The following is a 24197-nucleotide window of genomic DNA, read 5'->3' on the forward strand; positions in this document are numbered from 1 at the left end:
TAAAATATACCTTTGTTTTAGTATTTATAACAACATGATACAGGAATGATTGAGATATGGTAGAATCGGAAACTAGAAAAGAGGAGTACACGATTCCTTTACGGGAGTTTTTTGATAAGGGAATGACAAGGGAGGTCGCTTGCAGGATAGGACGTTTGAGGGCGTTGAGGCGGGCTATTACCGGACAGATGGAAGAGATAAATGCGGCTTTGTGGAGTGATTTGAGAAAGTCGGGGGGAGAGGCTTACCTGACGGAGATCGGTATGGTGTTGGGGGAGATTGATTATCACGTGAAACATTTGAGACGGTGGGTGAAACCCCGACGATTGGCAACCCCGTTGGCTTTTTGGCCCTCGAAAAGCCGGATCATGTACGAGCCGTATGGTGTTGTGTTGATCATCGCCCCTTGGAATTACCCGTTTCAATTATTGTTGGAACCTTTAATTGGTGCCATCTCTGCCGGGAATTGTGTTGTGTTGAAACCGTCTCCTTTTGCCCCGGCAACGGCGGAGGTTATAAAGAAAATTGTTGCGGCGGTTTTTGAACCCGGTCATGTCGCCGTGTTTGATGGAGAAGGGGATGTGGTGGAGCAATTGTTGAAAGAGCGTTTTGATTATATTTTTTTCACGGGAGGACCCCGTTTCGGACAGCATGTTATGGAAATGGCGGCGAAACATTTAACCCCGGTAACTTTAGAGTTGGGCGGGAAAAGTCCTTGTATTGTGGGGCGTGGTGCGAACGTGGAGATTGCGGCTCGTCGTACGGCTTGGGGAAAGTTTATCAATGCCGGGCAGACGTGTGTTGCCCCCGATTACGTGTTTGTGCATGAAGATCAACGGGCAGAGTTTGTGGAGGCCATAAGACTGGCCGTGAAACGATTTTATGGGGATCGCCCGTATGAAAGTCCCGATTATCCGCGGATTGTTCACTGGGAGGGAACAGAAAGATTAGCGCACTTGATGCATTCTTCCGGACAGGTGGTTATCGGGGGTGAGGTGAACGTGGAGGAAAAGTATATTGCTCCTACGGTACTGATTGACGTGGACCCGAATAGTCCGATTATGCGGGAAGAAATATTTGGTCCCATTCTGCCCGTGCTGACCTACCGGGAGATAGATGACGTGATTCGTTTCGTGAATAAACGGGAGAAACCCTTGGCCCTGTATTATTTCGGACCCGAGCGAGAGGCTCGTGAAGTGTTAAACCGGACCTCTTCGGGAGGGGCTTGTGTGAACGACACGATCGTGCATCTGGCAAATCCCCGTTTGCCTTTCGGGGGCGTGGGAATGAGTGGCATCGGAAAGTATCACGGGAAAGCGAGTTTTGAACTTTTCAGTAATTTGCGTTCCGTGGTAAAATCTTTCACATTTTTTGATAACCATTTCCGTTATCCCCCGTATAAACACTTGAATTTATTGAAAAAATTCATGTAATGTCTGGTGAGTTTATTATATTTGTTGGAAACTTTAAAACAATGAAGACTATGAAAAAGTACATTTGCACAGTATGTAGTTATATTTATGATCCTGCAGTAGGAGATCCGGATGGTGGAATCGCACCTGGAACCGCATTTGAAGATATTCCGGAAGATTGGGTTTGCCCGCTTTGTGGCGTCGGTAAAGAGGATTTCGAACCGGTAGAGGAGTAAAGAAAGTTAAAAGATAAAAACTAAAAGATAAAAGTTGAAAGCTGTAAAAGTTCCATTTTTATCTTTTAGTTTTTAACTTTTATCTTAATAAAAATAGAGGCGAATCGTGAGATTCGCCTCTATTTTTATTAGTGTGCCCATTCGGCAAAGAAGTCATTTCCCTTGTCATCCACGATGATGAATGCGGGGAAGTTTTCCACCCGTATTTTACGGATAGCTTCCATTCCCAATTCTTCAAAGGCAACGATTTCTACTGATTTAATACTTTCTTTGGCCAAGATCGCTGCCGGTCCGCCGATAGATCCCAAGTAGAATCCACCGTGTTTCTTACAAGCATCTGTAACAGTTTGAGAGCGGTTACCCTTGGCAACCATGATCATAGAACCACCGTGATCTTGGAAAAGGTCAACATAGGGATCCATACGTCCTGCCGTGGTAGGTCCGAAGCTTCCGGAGGCCATTCCTTTCGGGGTTTTAGCCGGTCCTGCGTAGTAAATCGGATGATTCTTAAAATATTCCGGCATGGGCTTGCCTTCATCCAGCATGGCTTTGATGCGGGCATGTGCGATATCGCGGGCAACGATAAGTGTTCCGGACAAGTTCAGACGGGTTTTAACCGGATATTTTCTTAGTTCTTTCAATACTTCTTCCATCGGTTGGTCGAGGTCAATGTTTACGGCGGGGGCTAATGCCGGGTTCTCTGCCGGTAAGAAACGAGCCGGGTTCTTTTCCAGTTGTTCCAGAAAGATACCGTCTTCCGTGATTTTAGCCTTGATGTTCCGGTCGGCACTACAACTTACACCGATACCCACGGGGCAGGATGCCGCGTGACGAGGCATACGGATGACCCGCACGTCGTGTACCCAGTATTTACCACCAAATTGGGCCCCGATGCCCATGTCTTGGCAGATTTTCTGAATTTTGGCTTCCCATTCCAGATCACGGAATGCCTGACCGCCATCATTTCCTTCGGTCGGAAGATTGTCATAATACCCCGCGGAAGCTTTCTTCACGGTTGTTAAGCAAGCTTCGGCAGAGGTTCCGCCAATGACTACTGCCAGATGGTAGGGTGGACAGGCTGATGTTCCCAAGTCTTTCACTTTGTCCTTGATGAACTTGGTCAGTGCTTCCTCGGTCAACAAGGCTTTGGTCTGTTGGTACAGGAACGTCTTGTTTGCAGAACCACCGCCTTTGGTGATGAACAGGAACTCGTATTTATTTCCTTGAGTGGCATACAGGTCGATTTGGGCCGGTAGGTTCGTACCGCTGTTTTTCTCATCGAACATGGTGTAGGGAACTACTTGAGAATAACGCAGGTTACGATCCCGATAGGTTTCGAATACTCCTTTGCTGATGGCTTCCGCGTCATTGCCGTCAGTCCACACGTTTTCGCCTTTCTTACCGATAGCGATGGCTGTACCCGTGTCCTGACAGGTGGGAAGTTCGCCTTCAGCGGAAACCACTTGGTTCATCAACATGGTATGGGCCACGAATTTATCATTGTCGCTGGCTTCTGGATCTTTCAGTATATTAGCTAATTTCTGCAAGTGAGAGGCACGCAGGTAAAAAGAAACATCTGCATAGGCTTCACGGGCGAGTAATTCAAGCCCTTCTTTTTGGATTTTCAATATTTTACGTCCTTCAACTTCAATCGTTTTCACGTAGTCTTTTGTCAGTAAGCGATATTCCGTACTATCTTTTTGAATCGGAAATGGTTCTTGATACTTGAATTCTGCCATAATTCTATCTTGTTTTAGTGTTGTAAATATTTTTATTCCTATAACGGAAAAATTTCTTTAATATGTCGCAACGAAATTAGAATTAATAAATGAGAAGTCCAATAAAAAAGCCGGACAAATTTGGTCCGGCTTTTATAGATATTAGACTAATGATTAGTCTTTGAATAACTTGTCAATAGTCATGATTTGGTAATCGTAGAATGCGCGGGTAGCGGCATTTCCGGTTCCCCGTTTTTCTTTGTAAAGAGCTTGTACTTTCTTCAACAATGATAACATGGCAGGACGTCCTACTGATGCTGGAAGTGTGGCAGCTTTCATGGTCAAACGGAAGTAGTCGTATTCTCCCAAGTTGCATTCTGCATGGCTACACAGCTTATGCTGGCTATTCACGCTGTTTTCCAAGCTAGCTAAAGCTTGCGCCGGATCAATAGAGGCAAAACCTCTTTTTGGAGCTGATGCGGAGGCTGCAGTTTGAAGACCGCTCATTTGGCTGGCAATCGTTACCAAGGCGGTTTGTAGGTTCATTTCCTCGTGTGAAAGTGAACGGGACGCGATGGTCGGAGCCATAAGTAACTTGTAAGCGTCATTCACGTATACATCAAGCTTGTAAGCGTCCTTCTGACCGGAACGTTCTCCTTCATATACACTACCAAGAGAACCTGCGCTGAAGATTTTACCTACCACGGCGTATTGCAGTTGGTCGTACATGTTCGGGTCTAATTCCAATTTTTCTCTCAGGTCTTTCGTGATCAACCATTTTGGACAAGTGGTTACTTCGTTTACTAACCATTTGATTGCTTCTTGCTGTTTGGCTTTCGGGATGTATTTTTTAGCTACACCACCTTTGCCGTCTTGTACCAAGTCCGTGAATTCAACACCACCGGGGTAAGCCAACACGTGGCTAAGCATTCTTTGGTACTGGCTCAAGATTCCATTGTAGTACATTTTTATGTCTTTATACGAGGCTCCCGGTTTGCTGCACCATTGTTCCAAGTTGTTCATGATGATCTTGAGGTTCTTGATACAAAGTGAATTGGCTTTCACGTGATCATCTCCTAAATCTTCTGTTTGGTCTGTCGGGTCGAGAGTTTGCGGGAATTGCTGTGCCCCGAAACGATACATCGGATCGTCAGATTTTTCTTCGATCCAGCTATTTAATGTTGCGACTTCGGCTTCCGGGGTATTAGCGTTCGGGATAATCCGGTAACCCCAGTTGATAGCGTAAATGTCGTATACTCCTAGCACGGGCGGAACGAGGTTTACACCGCGTTCGTAGTCTCCGGGTTGAGCCACGTAGTTATTACGGGCATAGTCCATGATACTCGGGGTGGTTCCGTATTTTTTCGTGAATGACGGGCTGCGTAATGAGTCCACGGGGAAAGAGTAACTTGCACCCATGTTGTGCATCAGACCTAACGTGTGTCCGATTTCGTGTGATGCCACGTAGCGTAAAGATTCGTTCATCACGTCGTCACTAAATACTTCCGTACGAACGCGAGGATCAACGGCTCCCGTCTGAACGAACCGCCAGTCGTGTACAAGAGAAATCACGTTGTGATACCAGATCACGTCAGCCACGAGAATCTCACCGCTACGAGGATCCACGTAACTCGGTCCCATGGCGTTAGCGGTAGGGGTTACGGCATAACGTACACAGTTGTAACGAATATCGTCCGGGTCAAAGTTAGGATCATCGGTCGGGTAGTCTTTGGCGATGATTGCGTTTTTGAAACCGGCTTTCTCGAAAGCGATGTTCCAATCTTCAATACCTTGTTTAACAGCACCTCTCCATTTTTCAGGGAATGCGTTATCCACGTAGAACACGATCGGTTTTACCGGCTCCACGAGTTCTCCGCGCAAGTAAGCGGCCATATCTTTGGGCTCGATTCTCCAACGGTGGATGAATTCGAAATCTTCCACGCGGTCTTTATCGCTCGTGTAGAAGTTCCGGGGAGTACTGAAATAACCGACACGTCTGTCTTTGTAACGCATGGGCATGGGATCTTTGTCCAGTTCGACAACAGAACGACGAACAACAAGGGTAAGAGGACCGTTTTGTCCGTTATAGTTCATTTGAGAGGAGATTTCCATGTTTCGAGGGAAGTTCTTTACCTCTTTCACGCGAGATGCGGATGGGTCGAACATGGCGCTCGGTTTTTTACCTGTCATCGGGCTGGAGCCCATCGGGGTAATACATTTTTCATCCCGTCCGAAGAATGCGGTCATGTCGATCAACAACGTGTCACCCTTGGTGGCTTTCACCTCGAAAGTCTTCATGATCGGGTCATTGAAGTTCCGTTTGAAAGATGGGGCGATAGGATCACCTTCTCTTAACACGTCCTCGCAAAGCACGGAGTGCATGTACACGTTCGTGGAATCCGTTGAGAAACGAACCATGAACGGGTCATTAATCATCTGGCCTGCCACGAAATCGGTCGGGGCGCTGGTTTCAGAAAGACGATTGGCAATCAAGTAGATCTTGTCCAAGTTACGAGCTTGGATGGCCCACATTAAGGTTCCTTTCGGGGTGTAGTAAGCATCAATAACTCCCGGCAAGTGTTTAGCTCCTTTCACTTGCTTGTCAAAAGCGGATTCTTTAGGAGCAGGAGGTGTTGCGGTCTGTTCGGTTTTTGCTTTTTTCTTCTTTTTCTTGAAAGGGAAAGCTTGTGCCGTGGGCCCTGCAAGTAATGACAGGGCGACAACCGCGAGTAAAATTTTCCTCATAGTTCTCTTCGTTTAATCAATTAATTATATCTCGTTTATTAGATTTGTGTGCATACATTCTTGTGCAATGCTTTCAACAACGGGCGAAGATATGTAAAAAAGAATCGAATTTATCTTACCGTTTTGTTAAAGTTTCATCTGAAAGACGATTATTATTGTACCTTTGCAAGCAATGAATCTTAAAAACAGATAAAATGAGTTCCGAAACCATATTTTTTATCATTGTTGTTTTCCTGTGCTTGGATTTCGTGTTGGAGAGAATATTGGAATCTTTGAATTCTAAACATATGTCTCCCGTGTTACCCGATAGTCTAAAGGGAATTTATGACGAGAAGGAGTATAGTCGTTTTCAATCCTACAAGCGGGAAAACGGACGGTTGGATAGCTGGAGTTCCGGAGTCGGGTTTGTTGTGATGATCGTGTTTCTCGTGGCAGGAGGTTTCGGGTGGTATAATAGTTGGGTGGTTTCTCTGACGGATAGTGTGGTCTGGCAGACCATCCTTTTCGTGGTGGGGCTTTCCGTGGCTTCTTCCGTGTTGGATATACCTTTTGATTATTACGCGACTTTCCGGATAGAGGAAAAGTATGGGTTTAATAAGACTACGAGGCGGGTCTACTGGCTGGATACGGTGAAAGAGTTGGTCCTTTCGTTGGTGTTGGGAGGGGTGTTGTTGGCGCTTGTGGTGTGGTTCTACACGTGGGCGGGGACTTATTTTTGGTTGTACGCTTGGGGTGCTGTTACCCTGTTTTCCGTGTTTATGGCCATGTTCTACTCGCAATTGATCGTGCCTTTGTTTAATAAGCAGACGCCTTTACAAGAAGGTTCGTTGAGGGATAAGATACAGGCTTTTGCGGGGAAAGTCGGGTTCAAATTGGATAATATATACGTGATTGACGGTTCGAAACGCTCCACGAAAGCAAATGCTTATTTCACGGGGCTGGGGCCTAAAAAGCGGGTCGTGTTGTATGACACGTTGATTGACGAGTTGACGGAAGAGGAGATTGTGGCCGTGCTGGCTCATGAGATCGGGCATTACAAGAAACGACACACGTTACGTTCTATGGTGGTTTCCGTGATACAGATGGGGGTGCTTTTCTGGTTGTTTTCCCTGTGCGTGAATAACGCGGCTTTGTCAGAGGCGCTGGGTGGGGACCGGGCATATTTCCAGTTGGGATTAATCGCTTTTGCCATATTGTATTCTCCCGTGAATTTGATTTTGGGAATCGGGATGAACGTGTGGTCCCGGAGTAACGAGTATGAAGCAGATGCTTTTGCGGCCCGGTATTACGAGGGTGATTACTTGGTATCCGGTTTGAAGAAAATATCGGTGAAGTCGTTAAGTAACTTGACGCCCCATCCTTTGTACGAGTATATCTATTATTCTCATCCGTCGTTATTGAAACGGATAGATGCTATAAAACGTATTCACGAATAAAAATATAAACGAATGAAAGCTATTATTATTACTATCGGGGACGAGATTCTGTTAGGACAGATTCTGGACACGAATTCACAATATATTTCGAGGCAGTTGACCCGTTTGGGGGCCGAGGTGGCGGATATATTGTCTATTGCCGATCAACGGGAGGAGATTTGGCAGTGGGTGGATTACGCGATGAAACAAGCGGAACTGATCATCGTGACTGGGGGGTTGGGACCGACAAAGGATGACATGACGAAAAAGGTGCTGGCAGAATATTTCGATACTCGCTTGGTGATGAATGAAGAAGTGTTGAGATGGATCGAGAAGTTGCTGGAGAACGGGGGAATGAGAATGAACGAGGGAAATCGTAGTCAGGCTATCTTACCGGAATCGGCCAAAATTCTTTACAATCGGAAAGGAACGGCTTCTGGGATGTGGTTTGAACGGGACGGAAAGGTATTGGTGTCTTTGCCGGGTGTTCCTTTCGAGATGGAGGATTTGATGATCCAGAGCGTGATCCCGGAATTGCAGCGCTTGTATCCGCACTTGCATCTGGATTACAGGATGTTGAAAGTGTATGACATCCCGGAATCAGAGTTGGCTCTTTTGTTGGAGAAATGGGAAGAACATTTGCCGGAAGGGTTCAGCTTGGCTTACCTGCCGTCGCCGGGATTTGTGAAGTTGCGCCTGACGGCTAAGGGGGATCAGGTTTTTAACTTGGATGCCCGTTACGATAGCTTGAAAGAGACTCTTGAAGGACAGCATTACACGGAGGGGGAGAATGGAGGAACGGAACGGGAACTTGGGGAATTACTGATGTTGAAGGGAAAGACGATTGCCACGGCAGAGAGTTGCACGGGTGGAAATATCGCGGCTCAGCTCACGTCGATAGCCGGTTCTTCCGCCTACTTTAGAGGGAGTGTGGTGGCGTATGCCAATGACGTGAAGGAACGGGTGCTGGGAGTTCGTCCTGAAAGTTTGGAACAATTCGGGGCAGTCAGTGAACCCGTGGTACGGCAGATGGCAGAAGGAGCCCGCCGTTTGATCGGGACGGATTATGCCGTTTCTACTTCCGGAATTGCCGGGCCGACTGGCGGTACGGCGGAGAAACCGGTGGGAACCGTGTGGATCGGGGTTGCCGGGCCGGAAAGAACGATTGCCCGCAAGTTCGTGTTCTCGTTTACCCGTGAAAGAAATATCGGTAAGGCCACGATGAAGGCGATTGAAATGGTTATCGAAGAAGTGCGTAACGGGGCAGTAAATAGATGAATTATTTATAAAGTGAATCCGTCGTGAATCATAGTAAAAAGGCGGGTCTCGGTAAACTTTTTTGTATTTCATGTTCCTATTTCGAAAATATAAATTACATTTGCACATCTCACTCAGAAAATAATACAACGTGTAGCGACGCTGAAGGTATTATAAAGCCTCCGGTGCGTGGCTATGCGTAGTGTTAAATTTTGGGTGAGATCTTAATTTACAGTCCGGAGGCTTTTATGTTTTGTATGTAATGTAAATAATACATATTGATATTGTTCGTAGGGTAACAATTTTAAAATTCTAATTTCACTAAAATAGCGGGGCCGTGACGGTTACCCGCTTTTCTTTTGTACTTGGCAGGAATTTTGTTATATTTGAGAAATAAATTTTTGCTATGAGAAAGTTTACATTGTTGCTGTTTTTCGTTGTTCTTTGGTCGTTTTCTTATGCTCAGATGGGTGAAGAACAATATTTTGTTGATATACATGGTGATTTGCGTTATGAATCTCGGGATAGATTTCAAGCATCACTTTCCACGAATATCTTCGGGGATAAGGTTTACAAGGATAATCGGGGAAACGAGGTGAAGTATTCGAAGGCAATGTGGGAGAAGGTGCCGGGGAAGGATAGACCTTATTTTGAAGATTTTTTGTTCTCTGAGCTGATACATAAATACCGGGATCGGAGAAACGTGAAGGAGGTGTACGAGATTGATATTTTTGGAGATGCACGATATCGGAATAATCAGGGACAGTCCATGACATTAAGGCGAAATATCATGGGGGAGTTGGAATATTTCAGTAACGAGTTTCGAGCCACGTTAGGAAAAGATATTTTTGAAAATATAATATACAAGGATAATCGGGGAAATAAGGTGACCTATTCAAAAGAGTTTCTTGGCAAGATCCGAAGAGGAAGACATAGAGGAGACGGGAATGTTGAAGAGTTTTTGTTGTTAGGGTTGGCCAAAGATGTCGGGAAAAAGAAAAATTACACGGAAGAGTACACCGTGGATATATTCGGAAATATTGAATACAAGAATAGCGAGGGACGTCGGGTTTCGATAAAGAAAGATCTGTTTGATGACTTCGAGTACAAGGATAATCAGGGGGTAAGTCTTTCTATCCGGAAGGATATTTTTGATCATGTGCAGGTAAATGATGGCAGGGGAAACAAGGTGGATGCCGGGAGAGATATTTTTGGTGATCTCCAAGTGAAAGATAATAAAGGAAATAAATGGAGCGTGGAACGGGATATATTCGGGGATTTGAAGTTTCGTCATAATTATAAAGAGTGTGCCACCTTGAAGAAGAATATTTTTGACGAGAGAGAATATTCCGATAACAAAGGGAATAAAGTCAAGTATTCGAAGGAGGCGTGGGATAAGATGATAAAGACATACGGAAATGACGAGAAGGTTTTTTCGATGTTGTTGAAAAAGTTTTTCGTGGAGTATCGTTAAGACCTTTTGTCATGCGATTGGGATTTTGGCATATACTATGGCGATGATTGTATTGTAGTCTGTCAATAAGGCAGGTGTGCGTGTTAGAGGTGTATTGATTTGCAATTTTTTTTTACGTTCTTGATTTTGGCTTTATGGGCATATTTATGTCGATAGTCGTGTTTTATTAACAAAAAGATGTTGTTTTTGGCATAATATTTGTTAATTATCTCCTTGTTTGAATTGGTATAAAGTTAATTAAAATTTTTAGTGTGATTTTTTCCTATGGGAGTGTAACATTTTTAAACGAAGTCCCGTATTTCGAGTGTTATTTAAGATCAACTTAGATATATAACAAGCAAACAATAGTTAACAAACAGATGATGAATATGAAAAAGACGTTTATTTTGTTATTTGTAGCGATTTTGCCATTATTGGCTAGCGCACAAAAAGAAGAAGTTAAGGTGACTGTGGTAGAAGAAGAGTCTACGGCTCCATGGCGTGGTTTTGTTACCAATGGATTTTGGGATAACTGGTTTATTTCAATAGGTGCCGGTGGACAAGTTTATTTTGGAGAGTATGATAGTAAGGATGATTTCGGGCGTCGGATTACCCCGACATTTGATTTTTCCGTGGGAAAATGGTTGATGCCGACATTAGGAGTTCGGGCTCAGGTTGGTGGTTTCACGTTAAAAGGTTTGACATCTGATCCTGCTAATATTTACGCTAAAGGTCCTTCTCGTGTAGACGGATATTACAAACAAAAATGGCAACAGTTTAACGTGCATGTTGATGGATTGCTGAATCTTTCCAATTGGATTGGTGGTTACCGTACGGATCGTTTCTACGAGGCAGTTCCGTTTGCCGGTTTTGGTATGATTCATGGTTGTTCTTCTGCGGATAACACGAAGTTTATGTTCGTGGCAGGTTTGATCAATAAAATGCGTTTATCTAACGCTTTTGACTTTAACATCGAAATCAAGGGTAGTTTGGTTCCCCAGTCATTTGACGGTGATACCGGCGGTAGCAAAGGTGAAGGTATTTTGGGCGTAACAGCCGGATTTACGTATAAATTCAACCAACGTAATTTTAGAAGAGAGAAACCGACAGAAATCATTTCTACCGGAGTTTCACCGGAAATGTTAAGTGCTGCAGAGGCTAAATTGGCAGAGCAAATTCGCCGGGCAGATCGTTTGCAGGATGAGTTGAATCAAGCTCGTAAGGCTCAACCGCAAGTTGTTAAAGAGGTAAAAGCTGCTCCATTGGCTATATTCTTTAATATCAACAAAGCAAACATTACCGCCAAGGAAATGATTAACTTGAAATACTACGCGGAGATTATCAAGAGCAATCCGAATCAAGTTTATAGAGTTACCGGATATGCAGACAAAGCAACAGGTACTCCTGCTTACAATCAGAAGTTAAGCGAGAAACGCGCTCAGAACGTGGCTGACGCTTTAGTGAAGAAATTTGGTGTTAAGGCCAGCCAATTGCAAGTAGTTGGTAAGGGTGGTGTTGACAATCTTTACGAGGGAGGAGTTCAATTGAGCCGCGTGGTTATCGTTGAATGATATGAAGACTACATAACTACTAACCATATATACATTTGAGGTCGGGATAAAGGGTGATACTTTTATCCCGGTCTTATTTTATTGCTCTTGCGGTTTTATATAACTTTTAGCTTTTCGCTTTCAGCTTTTCGCTTAATTAGTTGTATCTTTGCCCGTGAATAATTAAAAAACAGAGAAATGATAACAAAGAATAAGTTTGTAACCGTGAGTTACGAGTTGAGAACGGCAGCGGATGCAGAACCCATCGAGATAGCTGATGAGAAGACCCCCTTAGAGTTTATTTGCGGTCAAGGGCAAACATTGGAATATTTCGAGATGAACCTGTTGAACTTGAACACGGGGAATTCTTTTGATTTCCATATTCCGGCTGCTAACGCTTACGGTGAGGTGAACGAGGACATGATTGTAGAGTTACCTAAAGATATATTCGCAGAAGTTGAGGCGGAAGAGTTGATTCCCGGAAACGTGCTGCCAATGCAGGATAGTTTGGGGCGTCACCTGAACGGGACAATCGTTACCGTGGGTGACGATACGGTGACCATGGATTTCAATCACCCGATGGCCGGCAAAGATTTGTTTTTCAAGGGTAAGGTGTTGGCAGTAAGAGACGCTACAGATGAAGAACTGGAAAGCTTACATTCTCATAAATGTGGCGGCTGCCACGGTTGTGGATTTGATGGCGGTTGCGGTTCAGAACACTCTTGCGGTGACGGTTGCTGCCACTAATTAATTGAAAATGGAAAATTGAAAATGGAAAATTGGGATAATCAAGTCTTGATTTTCCATTTTTTATACAGACCAAAAGTTTAATCTACGTTGATCTTTGAATATTGAAGTGTTGTTTTCCTTCATTTTCAATTTTCAATTTTCAATTTTCAATTGTTATGAACACGATTGGTAAGTTATACACGTTAACCTCTTTCGGAGAGTCACATGGGGAGGCTCTGGGGGGAGTGATTGATGGGTGTCCAGCGGGACTTCCCTTGTCGGTGGACGAGATTCAGTATGAGCTGTACCGAAGGAGACCGGGACAGTCTTCCGTGACTACTTCAAGGACGGAAGAAGACCGGGTGGAAATTCTTTCGGGAGTATTCGAAGGGGTGACTACAGGTACACCTATTGGTTTTGTCGTGCGGAATAAGGATCAGCGGAGCCGGGATTATGACGAGATAAAAGATTTATTCCGTCCGTCTCATGCCGACTACACGATGCAGGCGAAATATGGTATTCGGGATTACCGGGGCGGGGGACGTTCGTCAGCCCGGGAACACGTGGTTCGTGTGGTGGGGGGAGCTGTGGCTCGTCAAGTTTTGAAAAGACTGGGCATTTCTGTTCATGGTTACACGTCTCAGGTGGGGCCGATCGTGTTGAATAAAACTTATTGCGAGCTAAATTTGGAGGAAACGGAGGCTAATGTGGTACGTTGTCCTGATTCGATGGTAGCGGGGGAAATGGAATTGTTTATCCGAAAAATGCAGGAGGAACAGGATAGTGTGGGAGGGGTCGTGAGTTGTGTTATCCGGGGAGTTCCCGTGGGTGTAGGAGAACCCGTGTTTGATCGTTTTCAGGCCCGGCTGGGATATTACATGATGGGAATTAATGCGGCGAAAGGTTTCGAGTATGGCGAGGGATTCCATGCTGCAAGTATGCGGGGGAGCGAGCATAATGATGCTTTCGTGCTGAGGAACGGGCAAACGAGGACCTTGACAAATCATGCCGGGGGAGTTTTGGGAGGAATCACTAGTGGAGAGGATATTTATTTCCGGGTTGCTTTTAAGCCCGTGGCAACGATCGGGCAGGAGCAACAAACTGTGAATCGTTTCGGGGAAGAGGTGACTTTCATAGCCCGGGGACGTCATGACCCATGCGTGGTGCCTCGTGCGGTTCCCGTGGTGGAGGCGATGGCTGCCATGCTGGTATTGGATATGATGCTGGAGGCCGGGAAAGTACCCTCTCGGGTATGAAAGAAGTAAATATTTTTTTGACAATAAGCTTGTTTAGGATGATATTCTTTATTAATTTTGTTGGAAATTAAATATCAGTGTTATGGCAAGTATTAGAAGATTGAAGAAAGATGTTGATTATTTGACTTTCGCAGTAATCGCCGATTGTATGAATTACAATTCTAGCGTGGGGAAGAGTGAGCCGGAAGTTGTTAACATCGTGAAAAAGATGGTTGAATATAGAAATGAAACGAGAAGTAAAATTTCTGCTCGTAAATCATTTAACGATAAGAAAGAAGCTAGATCTTATTATAAAGGAATATCTATCGATCTATTGAAAACAGTAGACGGAGAATTTACCCGTTTGAGCGAGTTGGTAAAACAGAACGCTTAAATGATGATTGCCCCCAAATGTTTGAGCTACCACGTTCTGTGGTAGCTCTTTTTGATGATGAACGACGAGATTGTATTACCGGGAATCGGCAAGGTGAAGGTGAGACGGGGAAAGAATATCCGTTTCCTCTCGGTGCGAATGGCACCGGGTAGAGGCGTGTGGGTAAACGTTCCCTTCGGGGTAAGTGGACGGCAGGTAGAGGAATTCGTGCATACACAACGGGACTGGATAGAACAGAATTTGGCGAAGATCAAAGTCTACGAGAAAGACACGGGGGTGGGGTTAGGCATGGATTCCGAGGTGAAGACGAAGTTCCACGTGCTGAAAGTGCTTGCCTGTGACGAACTTCGTCCATACTATAAGATCGAGGGAAAAGAAATCCACCTGTATATTCCCCGTGGTACGGCATACTCGAAAATTGCTCCCTACGTGGAAAATTTCTTGGTAGAGATTTATCGCATGGAGAGCAAGCGTTACTTGCCGGGACGGGTGAGGGAACTGGCAACGCGGTTCGGTTTCCGTTACCGGGCATTGTCTTTTCGGAATAATATATCGAACTGGGGGAGTTGTTCGGCGGATGATAATATCAGCTTGAATGTGAAATTGATGAAATTGCCGGATGAGATTATTGATTACGTGATTCTGCACGAGTTATGTCATACGGTTGAAAAGAATCATTCCAGTAATTTTTGGGCGTTGATGGAAAAAGTGTGTCCCGGGTGTATGCAATTGCGTCGTAGGTTACGTCAGTATAATACCAGAGTTTGAACGGTATTCTTTCTTCACGGCTTGCTAGCCAGAACGTGAGAATGAACACGATTCCCAACATAGATAATAGCATTTCGACTCTTTTCATGATGCAAGTTTTAATATACGTTTTATGCTGAAATGTGGCCAAATGTTACGTTCTCGGGCGTTTTTTATTGATATATTTGTAAATGTTGGGAAAAGAGGAATCCAGCTTGAGTTTTATTCGTTATATTTGGTAGTTATTTCTTAAATAAGTGAAGACAATGGAAGGACAATATTGTTATCAATACCCTCGTCCGGCAGTGACCACGGATTGCGTGATCTTCGGGTTTGATGGGGAGATATTGAAGGTGTTATTGGTGGAACGGGGCGGAGAACCCTATAAAGGTTGCTGGGCATTTCCGGGTGGGTTCCTGAATATGGACGAGACGACGGATGAATGTGCCGTGCGGGAATTGGAGGAAGAAACGGGCTTGAGAGATGTGTTTGTAGAGCAATTACAGGTTTTTTCCGGCGTGGACCGAGATCCCCGGGGACGGACAATTACGGTGGCTTATTATGCTTTGGTGAATCCCGTGGGGATAAAAGTGGCCGGATATGACGATGCGGCAGATGCTCGATGGTTCACCTTGTCGGATATGCCTTCTCTGGCTTTTGATCATGAACACGTGTTGCTGGTGGCATTACATCGTTTGGCATTGAAAGTTTATTTACAATTGAACGGGATCGAGGAACTAGATGAACATTTCAAGGGATTTGACTTGAAACGTTTGCAGGATCTGATTCCTGATAAATTATAGGATACATGGATAGATTGGAAATCGTTGAGGCGGATATTACCACGTTGGACGTGGATGCAATCGTGAATGCGGCGAATACTTCCTTGCTGGGAGGTGGAGGTGTTGACGGAGCAATTCACCGGGCTGCTGGCAAAGAGTTGTTGGCGGAATGCCGGACGTTGCACGGATGCCGGACCGGGGAGGCGAAAATTACAAAAGGGTATAATCTGAAAGCTCGTCACGTGATTCACACGGTAGGACCGGTTTATTCTAACGGGCGACAGGGGGAACCGGAGTTGCTGGCGGCATGTTATCGGAATAGTCTTGCCTTGGCCGTGGAAAACGGTTTGAAAACCATCGCTTTTCCTCTGATCAGTACGGGTGTGTATGGTTATCCGTTGGAGGAGGCAACCCCGATTGCTTTGCGTGAGATCAAGGCCTTCTTGGAGACACATCCGAATTTTGAGCGGGTGATTGTTGCTTGTTTTAGTCGTAAAGCTTATGATTTGTATATGCAATTGACAATGGAATAATGACAATAATTTGTAACTTTTAAGCCTGTTGACCTTAACAAAACGAATGTTTGTTGGGAAATTAATTTATAAACAGTAATTTTGTCTGGAAGATTTATAAAAAACAGATATTATGCAAGAGATAGTAAAAGAGATACGTGACGTTTTGTCGGAAGTGAAATATCCCGGCACTTCGAAGAGTATCGTTGCGCTGGATATGGTGCAGAATATAAAGGCTGAGGACGGTAAGGTGGATTTCCGCTTGGTATTCCAAAAGTCCAATGACCCGTTCGTGGGAGCGGTGAGAAAGAAATGTGAATCTCTGTTGAAAGAGAAATTAGGATATACAACTGTGGAGATTGAAACCGTGTTCGTACATGACTTGGAGAAACCTTTGGTCTTGGAGAAGGTGAAACATATTGTTGCCGTGTCTTCAGGTAAAGGGGGAGTCGGTAAATCAACGGTAGCTTCAAACTTGGCGGTAGCTTTGGCTAAATTGGGGTATAAAGTCGGGTTGGTGGATGCTGATATTTATGGACCTTCCATGCCGAAAATGTTCGGGTGTGAGGATGCCAGTCTTTATATGGTAGAAGTAGGAGGTAAGGAGTTGATCGAGCCGGTAGTGAAATACGGGGTGAAGTTGTTGTCGATCGGTTTCTTCGTGGACCCGGATTCTGCCACTGTATGGAGAGGACCGATGGCTTCCAATGCTTTAAAACAGATGGTAGAAGGCGGTTTCTGGGACGAACTGGACTTTATGCTGATCGACCTTCCTCCGGGAACAAGTGATATTCACTTGACTTTGGTACAAACTGTCGCTTTGAGTGGTGCAATCGTGGTTAGTACACCGCAACAGGTGGCTTTGGCTGATGCCGTGAAGGGAATCAATATGTTTGAATCCCCGGGAATACAAGTTCCCGTGTTGGGATTGGTTGAGAATATGTCTTGGTTTACTCCTGCCGAGTTACCGGATAATAAATACTATATCTTCGGTAAAGAGGGGGCCAAAAAACTTGCTGACGAGAAGGGATTGCGTCTGTTGGGACAAATTCCAATCGTGCAGAGTATTATGGAAGGAGGCGAGAATGGTAGCCCGGTAGCCTTGGATGAAGATAGTGTCACTGGACAGGCATTTATAGAACTGGCTCGTAATGTAGCTCACGCTGTGGATGAAACAGGAGAGACCGCAAAACGGGTTCGGGTAACGAAATAATGGAGAAAGGGGCTTGAAAAAGCCCCTTTCAAACTCTTTTATACATCGCATTTATACAAATCACGGCAAACGTGATAAATTCTGCCACGGCTACCGCTAGCCAGATCCCTTTGATTCCTAACCATAATGGTAGGAGGAAGAAGCAAACCACAGGTAATATGAGTCCTCTTAACACAGTAAATATCGTTGCCAGTCGTGACTTTTCGATACTCATGTAATACCCGATAGCGGTGATGTTGATTCCGAAGAAAACATAGCATATCGAGAAAAAGGGAATCCCGCATACGGCATACTTCCATGCATTGTTTGTGTGGTCCGCAATGAACAGGGATACGATTTGTTCCCGTAGTAAAATCGTGAGGACTAAGAAAAACAAGCCTGTTGCAATTGTTGCTATCAATGCCAGCCGGAGTGCTTGTTGCGCACGTCCAAGTGCCGCACATCCGTGATTGAAACTGATAATGGGTTGTGCCGATTGGATGATGGCATTGAAAACCATAAATATGATCGGGAAAAAGTAGCACATGATGCTGAATGCTGCCACTCCGTCCGTACCGAGGTAACTCACGAACACATAGTTCCCGGTTAGCATCATCACACCGATGGCTGCCTCCCCTAGGAATGCCGAGAAACCCAAACGAATGATATATCCGCTATTACGTAGCGTGAGTTGTATACTCTTTCGGCTGAATTTTAGTTTACCGAGACGAACACGAGGGGAATTACGTAATAAATAGGCAACCATGAGAATACATCCCACGATTTCACCGATACCGGTAGCCACGGCGGCACCCGTCAATCCCCATTTATACACGAATATAAATAGATAGTCGAGTACGATGTTGATTACCGTGGAGATTGTTATACACCACATGGCAATTTTAGGTCCGTCAATACGGGTGAAGAAAGTAAGCACGCAGAGAGCCGTCTGGAACATGGCAAAAGCGGCATAAGCGATCAGGTACTCTCGTGCCAATCCGATAATATCTTCGGGAGCTCCGAGGATTCGAGCCACAGATGTCGGGAAAGCCATGACAAGGATAGATACTAACGTCATGCCGGTAAAAGAAACAAGCGTTGCTTGCGTGGCATTGATGTTAGCCACACGTTCTTTTCCCCGGGCTAGGTTGATCGATGCCATGATTGCCCCGCCCATACCAAACATTAATCCCATTCCGGCAGCGAACACGAATAACGGGGCGGCAATATTTACCGCGGCTAAAGCGTCACTACCAATTCCACGACCGACGAAAACCCCGTCGGTGATCACGAATAAAGCCGAGAAAACCATACCCAGCAAGGTCGGGAATAGTTGTTTACAGAACAACTGTCCGACTTTCATTGAACCAAAATCTATACTGTCTCGTTGCATGTATATATAATTTTTTTTAGCTCGGCAAAGGTAGGTCTAATAAAACGGAGAAAAATTAACCTATGATAATTACGGATTATTTTGTGTACTTTTGTCGTAAAATAATGAATAAAGGGAGATTTTAGAATGCTGAAAAGTGCAAGCGGAATGCAAATGTTCGGGGATATAGTTCGACGTAAACGCTATTTTTACGCCTTGTTAATGATTTTGCTAATGATTGGTGTAGCAGAATTGTTGATGGAAAGGGAAATTATCTTTCCGGAAATGGCAGCCTTGACAATCGGTATGTGGATCGTGGATAAACGGGTGTGGCAGGTGAGTCGGGCAAGTATGGTCGCTCTCATGATTTTAGGTGCTGTGGCAGGTGTGTGTATCGTATGTTATTCTCCTTTCCCCTTGCTTGTGAATCTGGCGTTTGCCTTTATTTTTGCCGCAATCTGCCTCACGTTATTTCGTGCAACTTTGGTACCGCAGATTTCTGCCTGTATGTTACCTGTGTTACTGGGGACGGAAAGTTGGGTTTATCCGGTAGCTGTACTTGTTATGTCGGTTATTGTTGTTGGTGGACAATGGGGGATGGAGAAAGTTGGATTGCGGGAGAGGGTGACTTATACGCCCGTGATTGTCCATTGGAAGGATAACTTGGTACGTTGGTCGTTTTTATTGGTGACAGTGATAGCGGTTGCCACATTGGCTATCTACACGAGAAACTTGTACTTCATTCTTCCTCCGTTGATCGTGACTTACGTGGAGTTTGCCAATTCGAAGGCCGGGTTCCGCAATCGTCCCGTACAGGTTTTATTGGTCTTGTTCACGGCGGCTGTTATTGGCGTGTTCTTTCAGATCGTGGGACATAAATACTTGCATTTACCGGAAGTTGTGGTTGTACTCCCGATTTTTCTTTGTATGTTTTCTTTGTTTGAATTTCTAGGAAAGTTCTTTGCCCCGGCGGGAGCTGTTGCTTTGATTCCGATGATCATTCCCGAAGAAGGTTTGTTGTGGTTGCCTTTGCAGGTTCTCGTGGGAGCTACGTTATTTATTGGCTTGGCAATGATCTGTTTCCAGCGTTGTCTGCGCTGGCCTCGGGCGCAGTTGATTGTGTGTCTGGTTCCACCTTTTATAAGGGATTTGAGGAAGAGAAATAAAAGTTTGTAAAGTTTATAAAGTCCAAAGTGACGGGTGTCCTTCGGACCGTGTTTAACGGCAGCACTAGCTGCCGTTGGTAAAGCGCCCCGCTAGGGATCCACGGACCTTATAAACTTTATGAACTTTATGAACTAAAAGGGCTTTTCGCCCTTTATTTAATGTCTTGCTCTCGCTTTGATGATTTCGAAGAAATCTGCCGCTTTCAGGGATGCACCACCGATAAGTCCACCATCCACGTCCGGATTAGAGAAAATAGCGTCGGCATTTCCAGCGTTACAGCTTCCTCCGTAAAGGATTGAAGTTTCGTCAGCTACGGCTTGTCCGTATTTCTCTGCTACAACAGAACGGATGAAAGCGTGCATTTCTTGTGCCTGATCGGGAGTAGCGGTTTTACCGGTACCGATAGCCCAAACCGGTTCGTAAGCGATTACCACATGAGCGAATTGTTCCGGGGTAAGATTGAAGAGCCCGTCGGTCAACTGTTGTTTCACAACTTCGAAATGTTTCTCGGATTCTCTTTCTTCCAGTACTTCACCCACGCAGAAGATGATTTCCAACTTGCTGTCTAGGGCTTGTGCAACCTTCTTCACGAGAATAGGACTTGTTTCGCCATAGTAGCTTCTTCTTTCAGAGTGTCCTAAGATCACGCATTTAGCACCCGTGGAAGCTATCATTTCAGCTGAGATTTCACCCGTGTAGGCTCCGGCTTTTTCCGTTGCGCAATTTTGGGCAGCAACCATGATGGAAGATTCTGTGATGTTATGAGCCACTTTTGCCAAGTGGATAAAGGGAGTACCGAGAACAACAAGAACGCCTTCTCCGCCTTCTTTATATCTCACGTAATCATTCACTTCTCTAGCCAATTCAACTCCTTCAGCGAAGGTTTTGTTCATTTTCCAGTTACCTGCTACAATCTTTTTTCTCATATCTTTATGTTTTGAATTGTTTGTGCTTAATTGTTTCTTTTCCCTTTTCTACGTGGAATCAGTAAATATGCTACAAAGAAAAGAAGGATAATGGAGTAAACCAAATAAATTCGTTGCATTTGTTCCCTTGAATACACGCAATAAGCTGTCAAGTCGGTATCCTGTAATTCTTTCACGTCGGGAACATCTTTTCCGGCCCATTTGTCGAGAATTGTGCCTTCCCGGAGAATGATCACACCGGGGTTAGAACGAATCATGGTTTTTAACTGAATCTCGTCAGCCGTACAAAATTCGTAGGGGACGTGATTCCGCTTTTTATATGCTTCAATATCCCGTTCCGTGGATGAGGTTAACCCGTAGAATCGAATTCCTTTTTTGCGAGCGTACTCCGCCAGTCGGTTGATGGCGGGTTGATATTGTGTATCACTCTGGTTAAGGTTGTATGCTACGGCGAGGATCGTGTGATTATCGTCTTCCAAAATTTCTTCTGTGATGTTACCAAGCGTGGGGTGTTCGATTACAAGGTCATGAATCGGTGTGATATATCCTTTCTTTACCAGTCGCTCCGAGCTACTCTCGTATTCCCAATTCAGCGTGTCTTGCCATGGGTAGTTTTCTTCCGTGAAAGACCGGATCTCTCCGGTTTGCTTGTTTTTATACTTTAGTGTGACTTCGTATTGATCCGGTTTGGCTCCTTCGGGAAGTCTCATGCCTTCCGTGATGTTCTTGCCGACAGCGTAAGGACGGAAATCGAGTACGGGCAGGTGACGATAGCAATAGATGGAAAGACATAGCATTCCGGCTCCTGCTAGGGTGAGAAACGAAAATTGTCCCATCAAGGAAAGCGATGATTTGTATTCCTTGCGGTACACGAAGATCATGATGGCCAACAAGAACAAAATGATATTCTTCCAAAAAGTTTGCCAGTTCGTCAGGATCATGGCATCCCCGAAACAACCGCAGTCACTCACTGGATTCGTTAGTGCCAGTACGAGGGTCAACGGGGTGAAAAAAGCCATGAATAGCAGAGACCCCCATGCCATGCGGGATACCCATAAATTAAACAACAGGGCAGTTCCGATCAGAAATTCTGCCAGTGAGAGGGCGAAAGAGAAAAACAACGTGGTTGCGTTCATCCAGCCCATGCCGAAAGCGTTGAAATAGTCAGTGAATTTGTAATCAGATCCTAACGGGTCAATTCCTTTCACGAATCCGGAATAGATGAATACTATCCCGACAATAATCCTGCACAGGTTTTTGACGAGTCTCATGTTTGTTTATTTTCCGGTTAGACCTTACTCTTGCTCCACGACAAGGCGAATCAACCCGAAAACGGCGTAATTTACCATGTCGAAGTAATTTGCATCGATACCTTCCGATATGATCGTGGTACCTTGGTGATCTTCTATCTGTTTCGTACGGTTAATCTTCATCAGAATCAGGTCTGTGTACGAGCTGACCCGCATCTCTCGCCAGGCTTCATCGTAATCGTGATTCTTGGCAAGCATCAGTTCCTTCGCTTTAAGAAAATAATTCTGATACAGGCGAAGGACTTCATCTTGGGGGGTGTCGTTACCCGGTCCGAGTTGGAGTTGGATCAGTCCCATAATGGAATAGTTGATGATCCCGATAAATTCGGGAACAATGCCTTCCCCGACTTTCGTAATCCCCTTTTCTTCAATACTGCGTATACGGTTTGCTTTGATATAGATCTGGTCGGTGATGGAGGTCGGGCGGAGTATTCTCCAAGCTGTCCCGTAGTCCTGCATTTTCTTTACGAAAATATCCTGACATATATCTATCACTTTATCATATTCTTGTGCTGTATTTGGCATACTCTATTTATTTTTGATAATGAAATCTGAAAAATAAATTGTTAATTTGTCCTGTAAAAGTACTCAAATAATTGAATATTGGAAATCGAAAGTTGAAAATTATGACACATATAACGATCGGAGCGGAAAAGGTTAGCTTGGAGAAACCCGTGGTGATGGGTATATTGAACGTGACACCGGATTCTTTTTATGACGGGGGAAAGTACACGAGCGAGTTGAAGATCATGGAACGGGTGGATGAGATCGTGGAACAAGGAGCCGGGATTATTGATGTTGGGGCGTATTCAACCCGTCCGGGAGCAGCGTTCGTGGATACTCAGGAGGAGTTATCCCGGTTGAGTTTTGCCCTGGAATTGATTCGTAAGTACCACCCGCATCTACCGGTATCGATTGACACGTTCCGGGCCGACGTGGCGAAAGAGATCAGTCATTGTCTCGGATCGGTAATCATTAATGATATTTCCGGGGGGACGATGGATGACAAGATGTTCGAGACGGTGGCGGAATTAGGACTTCCTTATATCATGATGCACATTCAGGGAACACCTCAGGATATGCAGGTTAATCCTCATTACGATGACGTCGTGCGTGAGGTTCGGGAGTTTTTCACGGAACGGATTACTCGTTTAAATGCTTTGGGATTTAATAATATAATATTGGATCAAGGATTCGGTTTTGGAAAGACTGTAGCCCATAATTACGAGTTGATGGATAAAATGGAGTCCTTCCTGGATTTGGGTTATCCTTTATTGGTGGGAATCTCCCGAAAATCAATGATTTGGCGTTTACTGGAGATTACACCCCAAGAGGCATTAAATGGAACAACCGTACTGAACACGATCTCTTTGTTGAAAGGGGCACATATTCTTCGGGTTCATGATGTGCGAGAAGCTGTGGAAGCCGTGAAAATCGTAGAGGCGATGAAAAGGAGTGTATAAACTTTACGACCTATTTCAGTTGTTTATAAAATAGCGGATGGATGACCTGCCATAGCACGATTCCGGCGGTGACGGATATGTTGAATGAATGTTTGGTCCCGAATTGTGGGATCTCGATACAGTCATCCGAAAGATCAACCACTTCCTGCTGTACTCCTTTTACCTCGTTGCCGAAGATGAAAGCATATTTTCGTCCGCTTTCGATGGTAAATTGTTCTAGGGAAATACTGTTTTCCACTTGTTCCACGGATAAAATGGTGTATCCCTCATTTTTTAATGCATGAACCGCATCGGTGGTTTCCTCGAAATACTCCCAATCCACGCTTTCTTCAGCTCCGAGGGCTGTTTTATGTATTTCCCGGTGGGGTGGTGTTGCCGTGATACCACAAAGATATATCTTGGAAAGCCGGAAAGCATCGGACGTGCGAAACACGGAACCAATGTTATTCAAGCTGCGCACGTTATCCAGTACGACCACGAGCGGGAGTTTTTCAGCGTCTTTATACTCTTCCGTGGTGAGTCTGTTCAGTTCTTCATTGAGGAGTTTACGAGACATGTTAATTGAAAATTGAAAATTGAAAA

The 24197-nt window shown here is 44.8% G+C and carries 22 protein-coding genes; 15 read left to right on the plus strand and 7 right to left on the minus strand.

Annotated elements, in window-relative coordinates:
- The first annotated feature begins 56 nt into the window (after window positions 1-56).
- Together R8806_RS02165 and rd are read left to right on the plus strand one after the other, a co-directional pair.
- A complete protein-coding gene (locus tag R8806_RS02165; RefSeq protein WP_124318266.1) occupies window positions 57-1433 on the plus strand; it encodes an aldehyde dehydrogenase in 1377 nt (458 codons plus the stop codon).
- Window positions 1434-1483: 50 nt separating this feature from the next.
- Window positions 1484-1648, plus strand: coding sequence for a rubredoxin (gene rd / locus R8806_RS02170; protein WP_065219960.1), 165 nt, complete (start codon window positions 1484-1486; stop codon window positions 1646-1648).
- A 128-nt stretch (window positions 1649-1776) separates the two neighbouring features.
- Here rd and R8806_RS02175 read toward each other — a convergent pair whose 3' ends face one another.
- Together R8806_RS02175 and R8806_RS02180 are read right to left on the minus strand one after the other, a co-directional pair.
- The gene (locus R8806_RS02175) at window positions 1777-3387 is read right to left on the minus strand and encodes a fumarate hydratase (RefSeq protein ID WP_124317661.1); all 1611 of its coding nucleotides are present in this window, start codon (window positions 3385-3387) and stop codon (window positions 1777-1779) included.
- 153 nt (window positions 3388-3540) lie between these two features.
- A complete protein-coding gene (locus R8806_RS02180; protein WP_124317662.1) occupies window positions 3541-6111 on the minus strand; it encodes a zinc-dependent metalloprotease in 2571 nt (856 codons plus the stop codon).
- A gap of 194 nt (window positions 6112-6305) precedes the next feature.
- Between R8806_RS02180 and R8806_RS02185 the strand changes: the two genes are divergently transcribed.
- The 11 genes from R8806_RS02185 to R8806_RS02235 all read left to right on the plus strand — a co-directional run bounded on the left by R8806_RS02185 (window position 6306) and on the right by R8806_RS02235 (window position 17398).
- Entirely contained in the window at window positions 6306-7547 is a 1242-nt protein-coding gene (locus tag R8806_RS02185; RefSeq protein ID WP_124317663.1) for a M48 family metallopeptidase, read from the plus strand.
- A gap of 12 nt (window positions 7548-7559) precedes the next feature.
- Complete coding sequence (locus R8806_RS02190; protein WP_124317664.1) at window positions 7560-8804, plus strand: competence/damage-inducible protein A; 1245 nt, start codon at window positions 7560-7562, stop codon at window positions 8802-8804.
- 385 nt (window positions 8805-9189) lie between these two features.
- Window positions 9190-10257 (plus strand): hypothetical protein, encoded by a 1068-nt coding sequence (locus R8806_RS02195; RefSeq protein WP_151411439.1) that lies wholly within the window; start codon window positions 9190-9192, stop codon window positions 10255-10257.
- Between the two features lie 368 nt (window positions 10258-10625).
- The gene (locus R8806_RS02200) at window positions 10626-11807 is read left to right on the plus strand and encodes an OmpA family protein (RefSeq protein WP_229782881.1); all 1182 of its coding nucleotides are present in this window, start codon (window positions 10626-10628) and stop codon (window positions 11805-11807) included.
- A 177-nt stretch (window positions 11808-11984) separates the two neighbouring features.
- Window positions 11985-12533 carry an FKBP-type peptidyl-prolyl cis-trans isomerase gene (locus tag R8806_RS02205; protein WP_317715758.1) on the plus strand — a complete coding sequence of 183 codons (549 nt, stop codon included), beginning with the start codon at window positions 11985-11987 and terminating at the stop codon, window positions 12531-12533.
- 158 nt (window positions 12534-12691) lie between these two features.
- A complete protein-coding gene (aroC, locus tag R8806_RS02210; protein WP_151411440.1) occupies window positions 12692-13771 on the plus strand; it encodes a chorismate synthase in 1080 nt (359 codons plus the stop codon).
- 82 nt (window positions 13772-13853) lie between these two features.
- The gene (locus R8806_RS02215) at window positions 13854-14144 is read left to right on the plus strand and encodes a hypothetical protein (protein ID WP_027201158.1); all 291 of its coding nucleotides are present in this window, start codon (window positions 13854-13856) and stop codon (window positions 14142-14144) included.
- A 54-nt stretch (window positions 14145-14198) separates the two neighbouring features.
- Window positions 14199-14912: a M48 family metallopeptidase gene (locus R8806_RS02220; protein ID WP_229782882.1), complete on the plus strand. Its 714-nt coding sequence runs from the start codon at window positions 14199-14201 to the stop codon at window positions 14910-14912.
- A gap of 245 nt (window positions 14913-15157) precedes the next feature.
- Window positions 15158-15694 carry an NUDIX domain-containing protein gene (locus R8806_RS02225; RefSeq protein ID WP_124318344.1) on the plus strand — a complete coding sequence of 179 codons (537 nt, stop codon included), beginning with the start codon at window positions 15158-15160 and terminating at the stop codon, window positions 15692-15694.
- 5 nt (window positions 15695-15699) lie between these two features.
- The gene (locus tag R8806_RS02230; RefSeq protein WP_151411441.1) at window positions 15700-16206 is read left to right on the plus strand and encodes an O-acetyl-ADP-ribose deacetylase; all 507 of its coding nucleotides are present in this window, start codon (window positions 15700-15702) and stop codon (window positions 16204-16206) included.
- Window positions 16207-16318: 112 nt separating this feature from the next.
- A complete protein-coding gene (locus tag R8806_RS02235; protein ID WP_124318176.1) occupies window positions 16319-17398 on the plus strand; it encodes an Mrp/NBP35 family ATP-binding protein in 1080 nt (359 codons plus the stop codon).
- Window positions 17399-17426: 28 nt separating this feature from the next.
- Here R8806_RS02235 and R8806_RS02240 read toward each other — a convergent pair whose 3' ends face one another.
- On the minus strand, window positions 17427-18770 hold the full coding sequence (locus R8806_RS02240; RefSeq protein ID WP_124318177.1) for an MATE family efflux transporter: 1344 nt from the start codon (window positions 18768-18770) through the stop codon (window positions 17427-17429).
- Window positions 18771-18896: 126 nt separating this feature from the next.
- Here R8806_RS02240 and R8806_RS02245 point away from each other — a divergent pair, with 126 nt between their 5' ends.
- Window positions 18897-19925: an HPP family protein gene (locus R8806_RS02245; protein ID WP_229782883.1), complete on the plus strand. Its 1029-nt coding sequence runs from the start codon at window positions 18897-18899 to the stop codon at window positions 19923-19925.
- Window positions 19926-20071: 146 nt separating this feature from the next.
- On the opposite strand, the gene tpiA is transcribed toward R8806_RS02245, so the two are convergent.
- From tpiA to R8806_RS02260, 3 genes are read right to left on the minus strand one after another with little or no spacing between them, the layout of a single operon-like run.
- Complete coding sequence (gene tpiA / locus R8806_RS02250; protein WP_087419890.1) at window positions 20072-20842, minus strand: triose-phosphate isomerase; 771 nt, start codon at window positions 20840-20842, stop codon at window positions 20072-20074.
- 26 nt (window positions 20843-20868) lie between these two features.
- Window positions 20869-22113 (minus strand): BT_3928 family protein, encoded by a 1245-nt coding sequence (locus tag R8806_RS02255; RefSeq protein ID WP_124317643.1) that lies wholly within the window; start codon window positions 22111-22113, stop codon window positions 20869-20871.
- Between the two features lie 24 nt (window positions 22114-22137).
- A complete protein-coding gene (locus R8806_RS02260; RefSeq protein WP_124317644.1) occupies window positions 22138-22677 on the minus strand; it encodes a DUF1599 domain-containing protein in 540 nt (179 codons plus the stop codon).
- Window positions 22678-22778: 101 nt separating this feature from the next.
- Here R8806_RS02260 and folP point away from each other — a divergent pair, with 101 nt between their 5' ends.
- Window positions 22779-23615, plus strand: coding sequence for a dihydropteroate synthase (gene folP, locus R8806_RS02265; RefSeq protein ID WP_124317645.1), 837 nt, complete (start codon window positions 22779-22781; stop codon window positions 23613-23615).
- A 10-nt stretch (window positions 23616-23625) separates the two neighbouring features.
- Here folP and R8806_RS02270 read toward each other — a convergent pair whose 3' ends face one another.
- Window positions 23626-24171: an RNA methyltransferase gene (locus tag R8806_RS02270; protein ID WP_124317646.1), complete on the minus strand. Its 546-nt coding sequence runs from the start codon at window positions 24169-24171 to the stop codon at window positions 23626-23628.
- Between the last annotated feature and the right edge of the window lie 26 nt (window positions 24172-24197).

This window comes from Butyricimonas faecihominis (assembly GCF_033096445.1).
In the GTDB taxonomy this organism is placed as follows: domain Bacteria; phylum Bacteroidota; class Bacteroidia; order Bacteroidales; family Marinifilaceae; genus Butyricimonas; species Butyricimonas faecihominis.

Bases quoted from the DNA above. Each gene is read 5' to 3' on its own strand.
- R8806_RS02165 (WP_124318266.1), top strand. From the start codon at position 57: ATGGTAGAATCGGAAACTAGAAAAGAGGAGTACACGATTCCTTTACGG.
- rd (WP_065219960.1), top strand. From the start codon at position 1,484: ATGAAAAAGTACATTTGCACAGTATGTAGTTATATTTATGATCCTGCA.
- R8806_RS02175 (WP_124317661.1), bottom strand. From the start codon at position 3,387: ATGGCAGAATTCAAGTATCAAGAACCATTTCCGATTCAAAAAGATAGT.
- R8806_RS02180 (WP_124317662.1), bottom strand. From the start codon at position 6,111: ATGAGGAAAATTTTACTCGCGGTTGTCGCCCTGTCATTACTTGCAGGG.
- R8806_RS02185 (WP_124317663.1), top strand. From the start codon at position 6,306: ATGAGTTCCGAAACCATATTTTTTATCATTGTTGTTTTCCTGTGCTTG.
- R8806_RS02190 (WP_124317664.1), top strand. From the start codon at position 7,560: ATGAAAGCTATTATTATTACTATCGGGGACGAGATTCTGTTAGGACAG.
- R8806_RS02195 (WP_151411439.1), top strand. From the start codon at position 9,190: ATGAGAAAGTTTACATTGTTGCTGTTTTTCGTTGTTCTTTGGTCGTTT.
- R8806_RS02200 (WP_229782881.1), top strand. From the start codon at position 10,626: ATGAAAAAGACGTTTATTTTGTTATTTGTAGCGATTTTGCCATTATTG.
- R8806_RS02205 (WP_317715758.1), top strand. From the start codon at position 11,985: ATGATAACAAAGAATAAGTTTGTAACCGTGAGTTACGAGTTGAGAACG.
- aroC (WP_151411440.1), top strand. From the start codon at position 12,692: ATGAACACGATTGGTAAGTTATACACGTTAACCTCTTTCGGAGAGTCA.
- R8806_RS02215 (WP_027201158.1), top strand. From the start codon at position 13,854: ATGGCAAGTATTAGAAGATTGAAGAAAGATGTTGATTATTTGACTTTC.
- R8806_RS02220 (WP_229782882.1), top strand. From the start codon at position 14,199: ATGATGAACGACGAGATTGTATTACCGGGAATCGGCAAGGTGAAGGTG.
- R8806_RS02225 (WP_124318344.1), top strand. From the start codon at position 15,158: ATGGAAGGACAATATTGTTATCAATACCCTCGTCCGGCAGTGACCACG.
- R8806_RS02230 (WP_151411441.1), top strand. From the start codon at position 15,700: ATGGATAGATTGGAAATCGTTGAGGCGGATATTACCACGTTGGACGTG.
- R8806_RS02235 (WP_124318176.1), top strand. From the start codon at position 16,319: ATGCAAGAGATAGTAAAAGAGATACGTGACGTTTTGTCGGAAGTGAAA.
- R8806_RS02240 (WP_124318177.1), bottom strand. From the start codon at position 18,770: ATGCAACGAGACAGTATAGATTTTGGTTCAATGAAAGTCGGACAGTTG.
- R8806_RS02245 (WP_229782883.1), top strand. From the start codon at position 18,897: ATGCTGAAAAGTGCAAGCGGAATGCAAATGTTCGGGGATATAGTTCGA.
- tpiA (WP_087419890.1), bottom strand. From the start codon at position 20,842: ATGAGAAAAAAGATTGTAGCAGGTAACTGGAAAATGAACAAAACCTTC.
- R8806_RS02255 (WP_124317643.1), bottom strand. From the start codon at position 22,113: ATGAGACTCGTCAAAAACCTGTGCAGGATTATTGTCGGGATAGTATTC.
- R8806_RS02260 (WP_124317644.1), bottom strand. From the start codon at position 22,677: ATGCCAAATACAGCACAAGAATATGATAAAGTGATAGATATATGTCAG.
- folP (WP_124317645.1), top strand. From the start codon at position 22,779: ATGACACATATAACGATCGGAGCGGAAAAGGTTAGCTTGGAGAAACCC.
- R8806_RS02270 (WP_124317646.1), bottom strand. From the start codon at position 24,171: ATGTCTCGTAAACTCCTCAATGAAGAACTGAACAGACTCACCACGGAA.